General features: G+C 71.2%; 11 protein-coding genes. 8 read left to right on the top strand and 3 right to left on the bottom strand.

All coding sequences use genetic code 11. The features are described from left to right. Positions 1 to 65: 65 nt before the first annotated feature. Together HPS36_RS07685 and HPS36_RS07680 are read left to right on the top strand one after the other, a co-directional pair. The gene (locus HPS36_RS07685; protein WP_173229592.1) at positions 66 to 617 is read left to right on the top strand and encodes a DUF309 domain-containing protein; all 552 of its coding nucleotides are present in this window, start codon (positions 66 to 68) and stop codon (positions 615 to 617) included. 87 nt (positions 618 to 704) lie between these two features. Beyond that, on the top strand, positions 705 to 1,508 hold the full coding sequence (locus tag HPS36_RS07680; protein WP_137717449.1) for a M14 family metallopeptidase: 804 nt from the start codon (positions 705 to 707) through the stop codon (positions 1,506 to 1,508). Between the two features lie 37 nt (positions 1,509 to 1,545). On the opposite strand, the gene HPS36_RS07675 is transcribed toward HPS36_RS07680, so the two are convergent. Further along, positions 1,546 to 1,926: a cupin domain-containing protein gene (locus tag HPS36_RS07675; protein WP_173229590.1), complete on the bottom strand. Its 381-nt coding sequence runs from the start codon at positions 1,924 to 1,926 to the stop codon at positions 1,546 to 1,548. A gap of 113 nt (positions 1,927 to 2,039) precedes the next feature. Between HPS36_RS07675 and HPS36_RS07670 the strand changes: the two genes are divergently transcribed. The 3 genes from HPS36_RS07670 to HPS36_RS07660 all read left to right on the top strand — a co-directional run bounded on the left by HPS36_RS07670 (position 2,040) and on the right by HPS36_RS07660 (position 6,456). After that, positions 2,040 to 3,224 (top strand): CBS domain-containing protein, encoded by a 1,185-nt coding sequence (locus tag HPS36_RS07670; protein ID WP_173229588.1) that lies wholly within the window; start codon positions 2,040 to 2,042, stop codon positions 3,222 to 3,224. A gap of 76 nt (positions 3,225 to 3,300) precedes the next feature. Continuing rightward, entirely contained in the window at positions 3,301 to 5,349 is a 2,049-nt protein-coding gene (locus tag HPS36_RS07665; protein WP_173229586.1) for a DUF460 domain-containing protein, read from the top strand. A gap of 120 nt (positions 5,350 to 5,469) precedes the next feature. Then, entirely contained in the window at positions 5,470 to 6,456 is a 987-nt protein-coding gene (locus HPS36_RS07660) for a tyrosine--tRNA ligase (protein ID WP_173229584.1), read from the top strand. Positions 6,457 to 6,477: 21 nt separating this feature from the next. Here the strand turns inward: HPS36_RS07660 and HPS36_RS07655 are convergent, their stop codons facing one another. Together HPS36_RS07655 and HPS36_RS07650 are read right to left on the bottom strand one after the other, a co-directional pair. Then, positions 6,478 to 7,245: an endonuclease NucS domain-containing protein gene (locus tag HPS36_RS07655; RefSeq protein ID WP_173229582.1), complete on the bottom strand. Its 768-nt coding sequence runs from the start codon at positions 7,243 to 7,245 to the stop codon at positions 6,478 to 6,480. An 89-nt stretch (positions 7,246 to 7,334) separates the two neighbouring features. Beyond that, positions 7,335 to 9,677 (bottom strand): DEAD/DEAH box helicase, encoded by a 2,343-nt coding sequence (locus HPS36_RS07650; protein WP_173229579.1) that lies wholly within the window; start codon positions 9,675 to 9,677, stop codon positions 7,335 to 7,337. Positions 9,678 to 9,878: 201 nt separating this feature from the next. Here HPS36_RS07650 and HPS36_RS07645 point away from each other — a divergent pair, with 201 nt between their 5' ends. The 3 genes from HPS36_RS07645 (at position 9,879) to HPS36_RS07635 (ending at position 14,689) form a co-directional block, all read left to right on the top strand. After that, entirely contained in the window at positions 9,879 to 10,241 is a 363-nt protein-coding gene (locus tag HPS36_RS07645) for a TRAM domain-containing protein (protein ID WP_173229577.1), read from the top strand. A 92-nt stretch (positions 10,242 to 10,333) separates the two neighbouring features. Continuing rightward, positions 10,334 to 14,389: an LAGLIDADG family homing endonuclease gene (locus HPS36_RS07640; protein WP_173229575.1), complete on the top strand. Its 4,056-nt coding sequence runs from the start codon at positions 10,334 to 10,336 to the stop codon at positions 14,387 to 14,389. After that, positions 14,390 to 14,689, top strand: a complete 300-nt coding sequence (locus tag HPS36_RS07635) for a DUF7854 family protein (protein ID WP_173229573.1) — start codon at positions 14,390 to 14,392, stop codon at positions 14,687 to 14,689. It begins immediately after the preceding gene. Positions 14,690 to 14,792 lie beyond the last annotated feature (103 nt).

The raw sequence follows: 14,792 nt of genomic DNA, 5'->3' as shown, positions 1-14,792 counted from the left end.
TCCGGTGCCGCCGGGCGCCGGGCCTCGCGAAACGGTTAGGTCGCTGCCGCGAGAACGCCGCGCACATGGACGACCACACCCGCGACCCGGGCGTCGCCCCGCCGCTCGGGAACCCGACCGGGTGGCACGCGGGCGGCGAGCCGTCCGGCGACGGGGAGGCGTCGGCGGACGGCGCGGGCGACGCGGGGGCCGTCGGGGGGTACTGGGAGCACGCGACGCTCCGGCGCGCGACCGAACACGGGGTCCGGCTGTTCAACGACGGCGCCTACCACGAGAGCCACGACTGCTTCGAGGACGAGTGGTACAACTACGGCCGCGGCACCGCGGAGAGCGCCTTCCTCCACGGGATGGTCCAGGTCGCCGCCGGCGCGTACAAGCGCGTCGACTTCGGCAACGACGCGGGGATGCGGTCGCTGTTCGAGACGGCCCTCCAGTACCTCGACGGCGTCCCGAGCGACTTCTACGGCGTCGACGTCGCGGACGTCCGGGAGACCCTCCGCGCCGCGCTCGACGACCCGAGCGCGGTCGACGGCTGGCGGATCGCCCTCGACGACGCTCGCCCGCCGGCGTACCCCGCGGACTACGAGTACGCGGAGCGCGTCGACGAGGGGCACTGAGGGCGGGCCGGCGACGCCGGCGAGGGCTCGCGGCCGCGGCCGCCGCCGATCCGAACGCCACTTATCCGCCGCCCGCCTGGGAATCGTATGGAGATTCACGACCTGGGCGACGGGGAGCCCGAGGTCGCCGTGGTCGGCGCGATCCACGGCGACGAGCCCTGCGGCGCCCGCGCCGTCGAGCGCCTGCTCGACGCGGACCTCGCCCCCGAGCGTCCGGTGCGACTGATCGTCGCCAACGAGGCGGCGCTCGACGCCGGCGAGCGGTACCTCGACGCCGACCTCAACCGGTCGTTCCCGGGCAACCGCGACGCGGCGGCCCACGAGGTGCGCCTCGCGGCCGACCTCGTCGACGCGCTGGCGGGGTGTACCACCCTCGCGATCCACTCGACGCAGTCGTACGCCGAGCCGTTCGCCGTCATCGACTCGATGGACGAGGTGACCCGCGCGGTCGCGCCGCACCTCCCCGTCGACGCCGTGATCCAGACCGACGCGTTCACCGAGGGCCGGCTGATCGAGCACCCGCACACGCTCGAAGTGGAGGCCGGGCTCCAGGGCTCCGAGGGCGCCGCCGACAACGCCTACTGGCTCGCCCGCGCGTTCCTCGCGGCGACCGGCGCCATCTCCGCGCCCGGCGCCGACGACGTGCTCGACGCCGGCGGCCGCGAGGACGTGTCCGTGTTCCGGCTCCGCGAGCGGATCCCGAAGCCCGACGCGGAGGCGTACGAGGTGTTCGCGCGCAACTTCGAGCGCGTCGAGTCCGGCGAGCGGTTCGCGGCCGCCGACGGCGAGCCGCTGCTCGCCGACGAGCCCTTCTACCCCGTGCTGCTGTCGCCGAACGGCTACCGCGACCAGTTCGGCTACGTCGCCGACCGGGTCGGCACCCTGGAGTAGTCGACCCGCCGCGTCGAGCGCGGCCGGCCTCGCCTCCTTACTCGACGAGCTCGATGGTGTCGTCCCCGTTCGGCACCGCACAGATGAACGCGCCCGGCTCGTCGCCCGCGTTCCGGTACCAGTGTTCGACGCCCGCGGGGATGAGGAGGGCGTCGCCCGGCGACACCCGATGCTCCTCGTCGCCGATCCCGACGACGTACTCGCCGGAAAGGACGTACTGCTCGTGTTCGACCGCGTTGGTGTGGCGCGGGACCTCGGCGCCCGCCGCGAGTTCGAAGCGGCGCATCGCGAAGTTCGGGGCGCCGTCGGACTCGTCGAGGAGGACGGCCTTCGAGAGCCCCTCGGCGGCGTCGACCGGCTCGGACGCGACCGCGTCGGCGCGTTTCACGACCGCCTCGGGATCGCCTGTGTCGCTCATGGGCGTCCGTGACGGGCGGGGGGCACTTAACCGATCACCGCACGGACCCGGTGAGATAACCCATCACCGCACGGACCCGGTGACTTAACCGACCACCGACCGAACCCGAGGGTATGCGTGGAATCAAGATCGGGAGCGCGTTCGGGATTCCGATCCGCCTCAACTGGACGTTCTTGCTCGTTTTGCCGCTGTTCGCGTACCTCATCGGGGGAGAAGTGAGTACCATCGCGGAGGTGATGAACGAGGTCGCCGGGCTCGGCATCGACACGGCCGCGGTCGCGACCGGGACCACGCCGTGGATCCTCGGGCTGTCGGCCGCAGTGGGGCTGTTCGTGGGCGTGCTGCTCCACGAGTTCGGCCACTCGCTCGTCGCCATGCGGTACGGCTACGAGATCGAGTCGATCACCCTGTGGCTGCTCGGCGGCCTCGCCAGCTTCGCCGAGTTCCCCGAGGACTGGAAACACGAGTTCTGGATCGCGATCGCCGGCCCGCTCGTCAGCGTCGCGGTCGGGGTGGCCTGCTACGCCGTCGTCCTCGTCGCGCCGATGGGCTCGAACGCCGTCCTCTTCGTGTTCGGCTACCTCGCGCTGTTGAACGTCGTGCTCGCGGTGTTCAACATGCTCCCCGCGTTCCCGATGGACGGCGGCCGGGTCCTCCGGGCGCTGCTCGCGCGGAACCAGCCGCACGCGCAGGCGACCCAGCGGGCCGCCGCCGTGGGGAAGGTGTTCGCGTTCCTGATGGGGATCATCGGCCTGTTCACCTTCCAGCTGCTGCTCATCGTCCTCGCCTTCTTCGTCTACATCGCCGCCTCCGGCGAGGCCCAGCAGACGACCCTGAAGGCCGCCTTCGAGGGCGTCAGCGTCACCGACGTGATGACGCCCCGCGAGGACCTCCACACGGTGACGGAGGACACCTCCGTCGCCGACCTGATGAGCCGGATGTTCGAGGAGCGCCACACGGGGTACCCGGTCCTCGACGGCGACGACCTCGTCGGGATGGTGACCCTCGAAGACGCGCGGTCGGTCCGCGAGGTGGAGCGCGACGCCTACCGCGTCGACGACGTGATGGCGACCGACCTCGTCGCCGCCGACCCGAACGCCGACGCCCTGACCGCGCTCCAGACCATGCAAGAGCACGGCGTCGGGCGCCTCCCGGTCGTCGACGCCGACGGCGCGCTCGTCGGGCTCATCTCCCGGTCCGACCTGATGACCGCGTTCAACATCATCCAGACCGGCGGGACGCCCGGGGTCATCAGCGGCCGGCGGCGGGGGGCCGGCGACGAGCCGCGGATCCTCTGACCGATCGCTCCCCGGCAGCGGTCGGCCGCACCCCCTCGGCGTGGGGTATATACGCGGCAACGACCTACCTCGGTACGTGACAACCCGGACCATCCGCGCCCGCGACCGGCCGGTGTTCGGCGTCGACGTCCACAGCGGCGACGTCCGCGGCGACAGCCCCTCCTACGCGCTCGTCATCCTCGACCCCGTCGACGAGGACGACCCGGACGCCCCGGACGCGGACGGGCCGATGGCCCGGGTCACCCGCGACGTGGTCTCCTTCCGGAAGCTCTGCCGGCTGATCGACGACCGCGAGCCCCTCTACGTCGCCACCGACAACGCCTACGAGCTGGCGGCCGACAAGAACGAGCTGGTCGGCTTCCTCCGGTCGCTACCGGACGGGACGCGGCTGGTCCAGGTGACCGGCGCCGAGCGCCCGGAGCCGCTCTCGCGGGTCGCCTCCCGGCACGGGATCCCCTACGGGAAGGAGCCGATGAAGGAGGCGGAGGCGGCCGCGCGGCTCGCCGCGGCCAACGTCGGCCACGAGGTGACCGCCTTCACCGACGAGACGACGGTGAAGGTGTCCCGCGGCCGCTCGACGGGCAAGGGCGGGTGGAGTCAGGACCGCTACACCCGGCGAATTCACGGCAACGTCCGGAAGCGGACGCGGCAGGTCCAGTCGAAGCTGAACGAGGCGAACCTCGACTTCGAGCGCGACGTGACCGAGAAGTACGGCGGCTACGCGAACGCGACGTTCACCGTCGAGGCCCGCCCGGAGGACATCCCCGTCTCGGACTCGCGGGCCGGTGACGTGCGCGTCGAGGTCGAGCGCGAGCGCCGCGACGGCATCGAGTACGAGCCCCTCGTCAAGCGGCGCGACCGCGTCATCGTCGGCATCGACCCCGGCACCACCACCGCGGCCGCGGTCGTCGGCCTCGACGGCACCGTCCACGCGCTGTACTCCTCGCGCACCGGCGACACCGCCGAGGTGACCGAGTGGATCGTCGAGCAGGGGCGGCCGATCATCGTCGCCGCCGACGTGGAGCCGATGCCGGAGACCGTCGAGAAGTTCCGGCGCTCGTTCGACGCCGCCGGGTGGCGCCCCACGACGGACCTCCCGGTCGACGAGAAGCTCCACCGCACCCGCGAGGCGAGCTACGACAACGACCACGAGCGCGACGCGCTCGCCGCCGCGCTGTACGCCTACGACGACCACGAGGACCAGTTCGAGCGGATCGCGGCGAAGACGCCGCCGCGGCTCGACCGCGAGGCGGTGATCGCCGGCGTCGTCGCCGGCGGCTCGTCGGTTGAGGCCGTCATCGAGGACCTGAGCGAGGACGACGGCGACGGAGACGACGGGGGCGACGAGGCGGAGACGGACCCCACGGAGCCGGAGCGCACCGAGGAGGAGGAGACGATCCGCCGGCTCCGCGAGCGCGTCGACCGGCTGGAGTCTCACGCCGAGTCGCTGGAGGACGACCTCGACGAGCGCGACGACCAGATCGCTGAGCTGGAGTCGGAGTTGGAGGAGGCGAAACGCGAGGAGCGCATCGAGGCCCGCACGCGGCGGGCGGTCTCGCGGCTCGAACGCGAGACGGACCGGCTGGAGCGCGAGCGCGACGAGGCCCGCGAGCGCGTCGAGGACCTCGAACGGAAGGTGGAGACGCTGAAGGAGCTGTGGCGGCTCGACCACTCGAACTTCGGCGACGTCGCCGAGGGGCAGGGCCTCGTGAGCGTGAAGGTCGTCGAGCAGTTCACGCTCGACGCGCTCGACGCCGCCGACGAGGCGTACGGGCTCGTCGCCGGCGACGTGGTGTTCCTCCGGGACGCCTCCGGGGCGGGCCGCCGGACCGCGGAGCGGCTCGCCGAGGCGGAGCCCCGCGCCGTGATCCGCGGCGAGGGGAACCTCTCGGACGTGGCCGACGAGGTGCTGTTCGAGCGCGGGGTTCCGGTGGTGCCCGCGGACGCGGTGCCGGTCCGCGAGGTGGACGAGCTGGCGGTCGCGAGCGAGGAGGCCCTCGTCGAGGCCGTCGACGAGTGGGAGGAGCGGGCCGCCGAGCGCCGCCGCGACGAGAAGGCCGAGCGGATCGACCGGATCATCTCCGAGCACCGCGCGGGGCGGACGCTGCCCGAGACCGAGGAGTGACCCCGACCCGGTCGCCTCGAAACCGAGGATCCGGCGGTCGACGGCCGCGCTGGCGGCGCTCCGCGTGAGTCGTCGGCACGCATCCAGAAGTCATATGTCCGGGAACGCACACTCGGAGGTATGGACGCTCACGAGCTGATCACCCGGAACGCGGCCGAGGTGGTCACCGAGGCGGAGATCGAGGCGCTGGCCGACGACCCCGAGGGCAAGCGGGCGTACGTCGGCTACGAGCCCTCGGGCGTGCTCCACATCGGTCACATGCTCACCGCGAACAAGCTCATCGACCTCCAGGAGGCGGGCTTCGAGGTCACCGTGCTTCTGGCCGACGTACACGCCTACCTGAACGACAAGGGGTCGTTCGAGGAGATCCGCCACACCGCCGAGCGGATGCGCGACCAGTTCATCGCCTACGGACTTGACGAGTCGAACACGCAGTTCGTCCTCGGCTCCGACTTCCAGCTCGACGACGACTACACGCTCGACCTCCACGCCCTCGAACTGGAGACCACCCTCGCCCGCGCCGAGCGCGCGATGGCGGAGATCAGCTCGGGCGACTCGGTGAAGGTGTCGCAGGCCGTCTACCCGCTGATGCAGGCGCTCGACATCCCGTACCTCGGCGTCGACCTCGCGGTCGGCGGGATGGAGCAGCGCAAGGTCCACATGCTCGCTCGCGACGTGCTGCCGAGCATCGACCGCGAGCCGCCGACGAGCCTCCACACGCCGCTTATCGCCGACCTCGGCACCGGCCGCGGGAAGATGTCCTCCAGCGAGGGCGTCACCATCTCGATGGAGGACTCCCGCGAGGACATCGAGTCGAAGGTGAACGACGCCTACTGCCCGCCGACGGCCGACCCCGAGCCGACCGACGACGGCGCCGAGCGGGAGAACCCCGTCCTCCAGGTGTTCGAGTACCACGTGTTCCCGCGGTTCGACGCGGTGACCGTCGAGCGCCCGGAGGAGTACGGCGGGAACCTGGAGTACGACGCCTACGACGACCTGGAGGCCGACCTGGAGTCGGGCGAGCTCCACCCGGCGGACGCGAAGGGCGCGCTCGCGGAGTACCTCGACCGCCTCATCGCGCCGGGCCGCCAGCAGCTCGCGGAGTAGGCCGGTCGTTCCGCGGCGCCCTCACTCGGAGCCCGCCTCGTTCCTCACCGCGCGACCGTCGAGCGCGCAGGTCCCGTCCAGACAGCCGAGCCCCGCCGCAGTCTCGAAGACGGGGAGCCCGCAGTCGCACTCGTCGACGACGACGCCGGCCGGGAACGAGAAGGTCGTCTCGCAGTCCGTGTAGTTCCCGCAGCCGAGGTAGACGCGGCCGGGCGCGGAGCGGACCCGGAGGTCGCCGTCGCAGTCGGGGCAGTCCCAGACGCCGTCGAAGCGGTCGCTGACGGCCTCCGCCATGGGGTCACAGCCCGGGTCGAGACAGAGGTGGAAGGGCTCGCCGCGCTCGACGCGGATCTTCGGGAGCCCGCAGTCGTCGCAGGTCGCGTCGGTTACGCTGGCGCCCGCCGGCAGGCCGCGCCGCTCCTCGCAGTCCAGGCAGACCACGTCGCCGCGCGAGCGAACGAGCGGCCCGCCGTCGTCGGGGCAGGTCCCGACCGGGACGCCGGCCTCGGTGACGGGGAGCGCGCGGCTCGCGGTCGCCTCCGCCGCGACGACGCGGAGCCGCCGGGAGCCGTCGCGGGCGGTGACGGTGAACCCGTCGCCGTCGCCCTCGACGACGACGCTCTCGGGGCGGGTGAGCCACGCGACGGGCTGGTAGCCGTCGGCGTCGTGGACGAGCGTCGTGTCGTCGGGTTTGATCAGGACGACGACCCGTCCCCGGTGGGTGCGGGTGCGGTCGCCGCGGTCGGTTACCTCGCAGTCGCCGGCCAGCACGCGGAGTCGCTGCGGCATGGGGCGACTGGCCGCGGAATGGCTGAAAAGCGCTCGTGACGGGGTTTATCGGGGATGCGGAGCGCCGGCAGCGGGCGAGGGCGACGCCGTCACTCCACCCGGACCGTCCGCGTCGCGGTGACGGGGAGCAGCGGGAGGTCCGGGAAGGCGACCTCGACGACGAACTCCAGTTCGTCGGCGTCCGGCGGCCCGAACACGCCGACCGGGACCGTCGCGGTCCCGTCGAGGTACGTCGTCGTCGCGGTCATCTCCACGTCGTTGACCGTGACGCGGATCCCGGCGCGCGCGCCGCCGGAAACGGCCTCGACGGCGACCTCGCACATCTCGTTTTCCCCGACCGCGATGGCCTCGGGGAAGTCCCCCCAGTCGACGTCGACGCGGGGGCAGTCGCGCGCGGCGTCGACGATCCGCTCCGCGACGGAGTCGCTCATGCCGGCGCGTTCGAGGCCCGCCGCGCCGGCGTCGACCACGTCGACCGGGGAGGCGAGGCCGGCGTCGGCGAGGCGCTCGGCGCGACCGGAGCCGACCCCCTCGATCGCCGTGAGCGCGACCGCCTCGCGGGAGACGCCGTGCTCGACGCGCGCCTCGACGCGGCGGGCGAGGTTGGCGGCGCGCGGGCCGGCGAAGCGGTCGAGGAACTCCGCGAGCGCGGCGAGCAGACGGAGCGCGTTCTGTCGGATCACCCACGCGTCGGACCGGAGGTCCGAGGGGATCGAGTCCGCCATGCCGGCGAGCAGGATGGCGAACACCTTGCGGTGGCCGTCCTCCAAGTCGGTGTCGCGCCCGTCGAGGATGCGGTCGATCGCGTCCGACTCGGCCGACCGCGCCGAGACGGAGTCGAACTCCCCGGCGGCCGCGACCGTCTCCAGCACCGAATCGACCGTCAGCGTCTCGCGGTCGGCGAGGCGGCGGAAGCGGCGCGCGGTGTCGAGTCGGAGGTAGTACTTCGAGGCGAGCCGGCCGAGGGCGGTCGGCTCGATCGCGAGGTCGTCGTCGGCCGCGACGAACCCGTCGTCGACGAGCGATTCGAGCGTGTCGCGCACGCGGTCGCGGAGCGTCGGGAAGTCGTACGCGTCCGGCTCCGACCGCGCGCGGACGTAGTAGAAGGTGGTCTCCAACCACGCCATCACGTCCTCGAGCCCGCGGATCGTCCCCATCGCGATCTCGGCGTTGAGGTGCGACTCGAGGTCGGCGGCGAGCCGCGACTCGATCTCCTTGCCGTCGCGCAACAGCTCGCGGTACCTGTCGGCGTCCGCGCGGTCGCAGACCACCCAGCCGTACCCCACGTCGTCGTACTCCGGCCGGCCGGCGCGCCCGAGCATCTGGAGCACGTCCAGCGGCGAGATGTCGGTCTCCCCCTCCAGCGGGTCGTGGTACTTGGTGTCGCGGATCACGACGCAGCGCGCGGGGAGGTTCACCCCCCACGCCAGCGTCGACGTCGAGAAGAGGAACTTGATCTTCCCCTGCTTGAACCACTCCTCGACGCGGTCGCGGTCGTCCTTCCCGAGGCCGGCGTGGTGGAAGCCGACGCCGTCCGTGACCGACTGGCGGAGCGTGTCGTTGGTGAGCTCCTTGGCCTCGTTGTGGAAGTCGTAGTCGTCCCGCGAGTCGATCGGGATGTCGCGTTCGGTGATCTCGTCGCGCGCCTTCTTGGCCGCCTGGACCGTGTCCTGCCGCGAGGAGACGAACACCAGGGCCTGCCCGTCCTCGCGGACGTGCGGCTCGGCCAGGTCGAGCGCGCGGTAGAGCCGCCGGTACTTGTCGGCGAAGGCGTTCGAGCCGTGCGAGTACGTCTTCACGCCCGTCTCCAGGTCGACCGGGCGGTACTCGTCGTCGAAGGCGTAGGTCGTCTCCGCGGGCGCGTCCAGCCACTCCGCGACGTCGTCGATGTTCGGCATCGTCGCCGACAGCGCCACGACGCGGGGGTCCTGGAGTCGGCGGAGCCGCGAGACGGTGACTTCGAGCACCGCGCCGCGCTTCTCGGAGTCGAGCAGGTGGACCTCGTCGATGACGACGCAGTCCACGTCGGTGATAAAGGAGTAGCGCGCGGAGTCGTGCTTCCGGGTCGCGCTGTCGGCCTTCTCGGGGGTCGTCACCAGCACGTCGGCGCGCTCGGCGCGGCGCGGGTTGAGGTCGCGCTCGCCCGAGACGACGTAGACGGAGTAGCCGAGCTCCTCGAAGCGCTCCCATTCGCTCTCCTTCTCGTTGGTGAGCGCGCGCAGCGGCGCGACGAAGAGGGCCGTCCCGCCCGCGTCGAGCGTCTTACAGATGGCGAGCTCGGCGAGCGCCGTCTTCCCGGAGGCGGTCGGCGCCGAGGCGACCACGTTGTGGTCGGTCTCTAAGATGCCCGGCAGCGCCTCCCGCTGCATCCGGTTGAACTCGTCGAACCCGAAGGCGTCGGCGAACTCCGGCACCGCGTCCGCGACCTTCACGGCACACCACACCCGTGCGCGAGTCGTCGGGAACCGCGGCTGTGTCGCATCGGATCGAGAGGGGGGCTTCGAGGGCAAAGGCGTTTCTCATGCGGCCGCGGGGGAGCCGAGTCGGTCGGGGGAGACGCAGGCGGGGGGGTCGGCCCCGTCGCGCCGCCGCGTACCCACACCGTTTAGGTGGCCGCGGCCGACCGCACGGGTATGATTCCCACGTCGCCGCTCGTCGTCGGTATCGCCGTGGCGGTCGCGCTGCTCGCGCTGTTCGTGCTCGCCCGCCGGCTCCGCGCGCCGTCGAGCGAGGCGCGCGAGTCGAAACGCGCCCACGAGGCGGCACAGGAGCGCGAGCCGCCCGTCGAGATCGGCGAGACCTACGAGTTCGGCGTCACCGAGCTCACCGACCACCACTCCGGCGACGAGGTCGCCGTCGGGAAGGTCGAGGGGTTCGTCGTCTTCACCGAGGAGATCCCGAGCGGGCTCGAACCGGGCGACGTGATCCGCGCGAAGGTGCTCTCCTTCAACGAGGGGCGTACCTCCGCCGACGCGACGTTCGTCGAACGCGCGTAGCCGAGGGCGGATCGCCGGAGCGAGACGGCGGCCGCGACCACGTCCGCTCCGAACCGGAGGTTCATACGTGATGCCGACGAAGTGGTGTCGCAATGGCTCAGGCCGGCACCCAGGACCTCACGGAGCGGTTCATCCAGTTCTATCGCAACTACTACCGTGAGGAGATCGGACAGCTCGCCCAGCGGTACCCCAACGAGCAGCGCTCGCTGTACGTCTCCTACGACGACCTCTTTCAGTTCGACCGCGACCTCGCCGAGGACTTCCTGAACAAGCCGGAACAGATGCGCGAGTACGCCGAGGAGGCGCTGCGGCTCTACGACCTCCCCGCCGACGTGAGCCTCGGCCGCGCGCACGTCCGCATCGAGGACCTCCCCGAGAGCGTCGACATCCGAGGCATTCGGGTCCACGACGACCACATCGGCAAGCTCGTCTCGATCCAGGGCATCGTCCGCAAGGCGACGGACGTCCGTCCGAAGGTAACCGAGGCCGCCTTCGAGTGCCAGCGCTGCGGCACGATGACGTACATCCCCCAGTCGGACGGCGGCTTCCAGGAGCCCCACGAGTGCCAGGGCTGCGAGCGACAGGGCCCGTTCCGCGTCAACTTCGACCAGTCCGAGTTCGTCGACTCCCAGAAGCTCCGCATCCAGGAGTCGCCCGAGGGGCTGCGCGGCGGCGAGACCCCCCAGTCGCTCGACGTCGACATCGTCGACGACATCACCGGCGAGGTGAGCCCCGGCGACCACGTCACCTGCGTCGGCGTCCTCCACATCGAGCAGGTCGAGCAGGGCAACGAGAAGTCCGCCATCTTCGATCTCTACATGGACGGCGTCTCCATCGCCATCGAGGACGAGGAGTTCGAGGACATGGACATCACTGAGGCGGACAAACGCGACATCATCGAGCTCTCCGAGCGCGACGATATCTACGAGGCGATGGTCGGCTCCATCGCGCCCGCCATCTACGGCTACGAGGAGGAGAAGCTCGCGATGATCCTCCAGCTGTTCTCCGGCGTCACGAAGCACCTCCCCGACGGCTCGCGGATCCGCGGCGACCTCCATATGCTCCTTATTGGCGACCCTGGTACCGGGAAGAGTCAGATGATCAGTTATGTCGAGAATATCGCTCCAAGATCAGTTTATACGTCAGGAAAAGGATCATCTGCGGCGGGCCTCACCGCCGCGGCCGTGAGAGACGACTTCGGCGACGGGCAGCAGTGGTCGCTCGAAGCCGGTGCCCTTGTCCTCGCGGACAAAGGGATCGCGGCGGTCGACGAGTTGGACAAGATGGACTGCGTCACCGGCGACGCGCTGGTTTCTCTCGCCGACGGGCGCGTCGAGCGCATCGGAGAGCTGGCGCGGGAAGCGGCCGAGGACGGCGAGGTCGAGGAGCTCTCGAACGGGCGACGTATCCGCGACATCGACCTCGACGTCTGGTCGATGAACGAGGACGGAAACCTCGTCGAGCGGTCGGTTTCGGCGGTCCACGAGTACGACGTGCCGTCGGAACTGACCCGAGTGACGACGGAGGCGGGCGAGTCCCTGACCGCGACCGCCGACCACCCGTTCTTCGTCCTCGACGACGGCGAGCGCGTCGAGCGCGAGGCGGCCGCGCTGAACGACGGCGACTGGGTGTACGTCCCGCGCGAGATCCCGACGACGGCGGCGGACGGCGGAGCGGTGGCCGCGAGTGGGGGAGAGGGGCCGACGACCGAGCCCGGCGACGGTCCGACGGTCGACGCTGACGGGGTCGACCCCGCTACGGCGAGCGTCCTCGGGTACCTCTCGGGTGACGGCAACGTCTACTACGACCGCGACGAGGGCGTCTACGGCGTCCGGTTCACGAACACTGACGACGACCTCCTCAACGACTTCGAGCGCGCGGCGCGGGCGGCGTTCGACGCGGAGCCGGTGCGGCCGCCGAGCGAACGGCGCGGCGACGGCGTCGAGACGGTCCGGGTCACCGGGAAGGAGCACGCCGACGCCGTCCTCGACGCGGGGATGAACCTCGGTCGGTACGACGAGAAGTGCTTCCCGACCGCCGTGACGACGGGGAGCCGCGCGGCGAAGGCCGCGTTCGTCCGCGCGCTGGCCGACAGCGAGGGCCACGTCGACGAGTCCGCGGGGAACGTCCGGATAGCGTCGGCGAGCCGAGACCTCCTCCGCGGCACCAGGAACCTCCTCTTACAGTTCGGCGTGTCGAGCCAGCTCCAGCACCGTGAGCGAGACGGCGGGCGCGACGTGTACTACCTCACGGTGACCGACGCGGACTCGCTCGCGGCGTTCCGGCGGTACGTCGGTTTCACGGCCACGCGGAAGGCCGAATCTCTCGACCGCATCGTCAACGCCGCCGACGGCGACCGCACGATTCTCGACGTGGTCCCGGAGGTCGACGACGTGCTGGCGCGGTGTCGCGACTCGCTACGGCTCCACCAGAGCGAGTGCGGCATCGGCGCCGTCACGTACCACGACTTCGAGACCGGGAGCGCGAACGTCTCGCTCCACCGCGCCGAACGGATACTCACGGCGTTCGAGAGGCGGCGCGAGCGGGCGGACGAAGACCGCGGCGCGCTCGACGCGACGCCGACGTGGGAGACCCTCTCGGAGCTCCGGAGTCGATACCACGTCTCGCAGTCCGAGCTAGCCGAGGGGACGACGCTGTCCCAGCAGCAGGTCTCCCGCGAGTGGGGGGAGAGCGACGAGGTCCGTCAGACGGTGGCCGCGCGACTCCGGGAGGTACTCACCGACGTCGCGGAGACCGACCTCGACGACCTCCGGGAGTTCGTCCGCGGCGAGGTGAAGTGGCGTCGGGTCGAGTCGGTCGAGACGGTCCCGCCCGAGTCGGTCGAGCACCGCGGCGAGGTGCTCCGGCAGCGCCTCGTCGACGTCATCGGCGGGCCGGTCGACACGGCGGAAGCGCGCGCTCGCGAACTGCTCGACCGCGGTCCGGTCGGCGAGACGCGAGCGGCGCTGTCGGCGGCGCTCGACGCTCACGGCGTCAGTCAGGCGGACGTGGCGTCGGGGCTCGACGTGAGTCAGGCGACCGTGTCGCGCTGGCTGTCCGGCGCCGTCGAGACGGACCGGTTCGACGACTTGCGCGAAGCCGTCGTTGAGGAGGTCGGCGCCGTGAAGGCGGAACTGCGGTCGATCCTCTCCCGGATCGACGACGGCGAGCGACCGAGGGTGTACGACCTGACCGTCGAGGGGACGCACAACTTCGTCGCGAACGGGCTCGTCGTCCACAACTCCTCGGACCGCTCCGCCATGCACGAGGGGCTCGAACAGCAGAAGATCTCGGTCTCGAAGGCGGGGATCAACGCGACCCTCAAGGCGCGGTGCTCGCTGCTCGGGGCGGCGAACCCCAAGTACGGTCGGTTCGACCAGTACGAGCCGATCGGCGAGCAGATCGACTTAGAGCCCGCGCTCATCTCGCGGTTCGACCTCATCTTCACCGTGACGGACAGCCCGGACCCGGAGCATGACTCCCGGCTGGCCCAGCACATCATCAAGACGAACTACGCCGGCGAGCTCAACACCCAGCGCGAGCAGCTGTCGAGTTCGGAGTTCACCTCGGAGCAGGTCGCGGAGGTGACCGAGGAGGTCGCGCCCGAGATCGACGCGGAACTGCTCCGCAAGTACATCGCCCACGCGAAGCGGAACTGCTACCCGACGATGACCGAGGAGGCGAAGGAGGTGATAGAGGAGTTCTACGTCGACCTCCGGTCGAAGGGCGCCGACGAGGACGCGCCGGTGCCGGTCACCGCGCGGAAGCTGGAGGCGCTGGTGCGGCTCTCGGAGGCGAGCGCGCGGGTCCGCCTGTCGGACACGGTCGAGCGGGAGGACGCCGACCGCGCGACCGACATCGTCGAGTCGTGTCTCAAGGACATCGGCGTCGACCCGGAGACGGGGCAGTTCGACGCCGACGTGGTCGAGACGGGCACCTCGAAGAGCCAGCGCGACCGCATCAAGAACATCAAGGGGCTCATCGCGGACATCGAAGAGGAGTACGAGGAGGGCGCGCCGGTCGACGAGGTGCTCGACCGCGCCGGCGAGATCGGGATGGACCGGGGGAAGGCCGAGCAGGAGATCGAGAAGCTCCGGACGAAGGGCGAGGTGTACGAGCCCAAGCAGGGCCACCTCCGGACGACGTAGATGGACCGCATCTCAGCGATACGGAACGTCGAGGACGCGCTCCGCGAGTTCGAGGACGGCGAGGCCGACCTCGCGGCCACGGAGCGGCGCGTCGCGGCCGTGCTCCGCACGTACGCCACCGAGTTCGAGGGCGACGGCGACGTGTTCCGCGCGGTCGGCGACGACCCCGTAGACGGCACCGTGGTCGTCGCGCCCTCGGAGCCGGCGGCGCGGGAGCGCGTCCTCGCCGCCAGCGGCGTCGACGGCGAGCGCGACCCGGACGGCGGGGACGGGCCCGCGTTCGACGTCGAGCGCTTCTGAGGACCCAGCCTCGAAGGCGGGGGCGCCAGCCTGGACGGCGGTCGCTGAAGGCGACTGAAACGTTCCGGTCCGGAACGGCTAAATTGGAAAATCGACCACCCGC

Source organism: Halorubrum salinarum, from assembly GCF_013267195.1.
In the GTDB taxonomy this organism is placed as follows: domain Archaea; phylum Halobacteriota; class Halobacteria; order Halobacteriales; family Haloferacaceae; genus Halorubrum; species Halorubrum salinarum.
Note: the sequence above shows the minus strand (reverse complement) of the source record. Positions and strands in the feature narration are given on the sequence as shown.

Excerpts from the sequence above, each read along its gene's own strand:
- HPS36_RS07685 (WP_173229592.1), top strand. The coding sequence starts at position 66 with ATGGACGACCACACCCGCGACCCGGGCGTCGCCCCGCCGCTCGGGAAC.
- HPS36_RS07680 (WP_137717449.1), top strand. The coding sequence starts at position 705 with ATGGAGATTCACGACCTGGGCGACGGGGAGCCCGAGGTCGCCGTGGTC.
- HPS36_RS07675 (WP_173229590.1), bottom strand. The coding sequence starts at position 1,926 with ATGAGCGACACAGGCGATCCCGAGGCGGTCGTGAAACGCGCCGACGCG.
- HPS36_RS07670 (WP_173229588.1), top strand. The coding sequence starts at position 2,040 with ATGCGTGGAATCAAGATCGGGAGCGCGTTCGGGATTCCGATCCGCCTC.
- HPS36_RS07660 (WP_173229584.1), top strand. The coding sequence starts at position 5,470 with ATGGACGCTCACGAGCTGATCACCCGGAACGCGGCCGAGGTGGTCACC.
- HPS36_RS07655 (WP_173229582.1), bottom strand. The coding sequence starts at position 7,245 with ATGCCGCAGCGACTCCGCGTGCTGGCCGGCGACTGCGAGGTAACCGAC.
- HPS36_RS07645 (WP_173229577.1), top strand. The coding sequence starts at position 9,879 with ATGATTCCCACGTCGCCGCTCGTCGTCGGTATCGCCGTGGCGGTCGCG.
- HPS36_RS07640 (WP_173229575.1), top strand. The coding sequence starts at position 10,334 with ATGGCTCAGGCCGGCACCCAGGACCTCACGGAGCGGTTCATCCAGTTC.
- HPS36_RS07635 (WP_173229573.1), top strand. The coding sequence starts at position 14,390 with ATGGACCGCATCTCAGCGATACGGAACGTCGAGGACGCGCTCCGCGAG.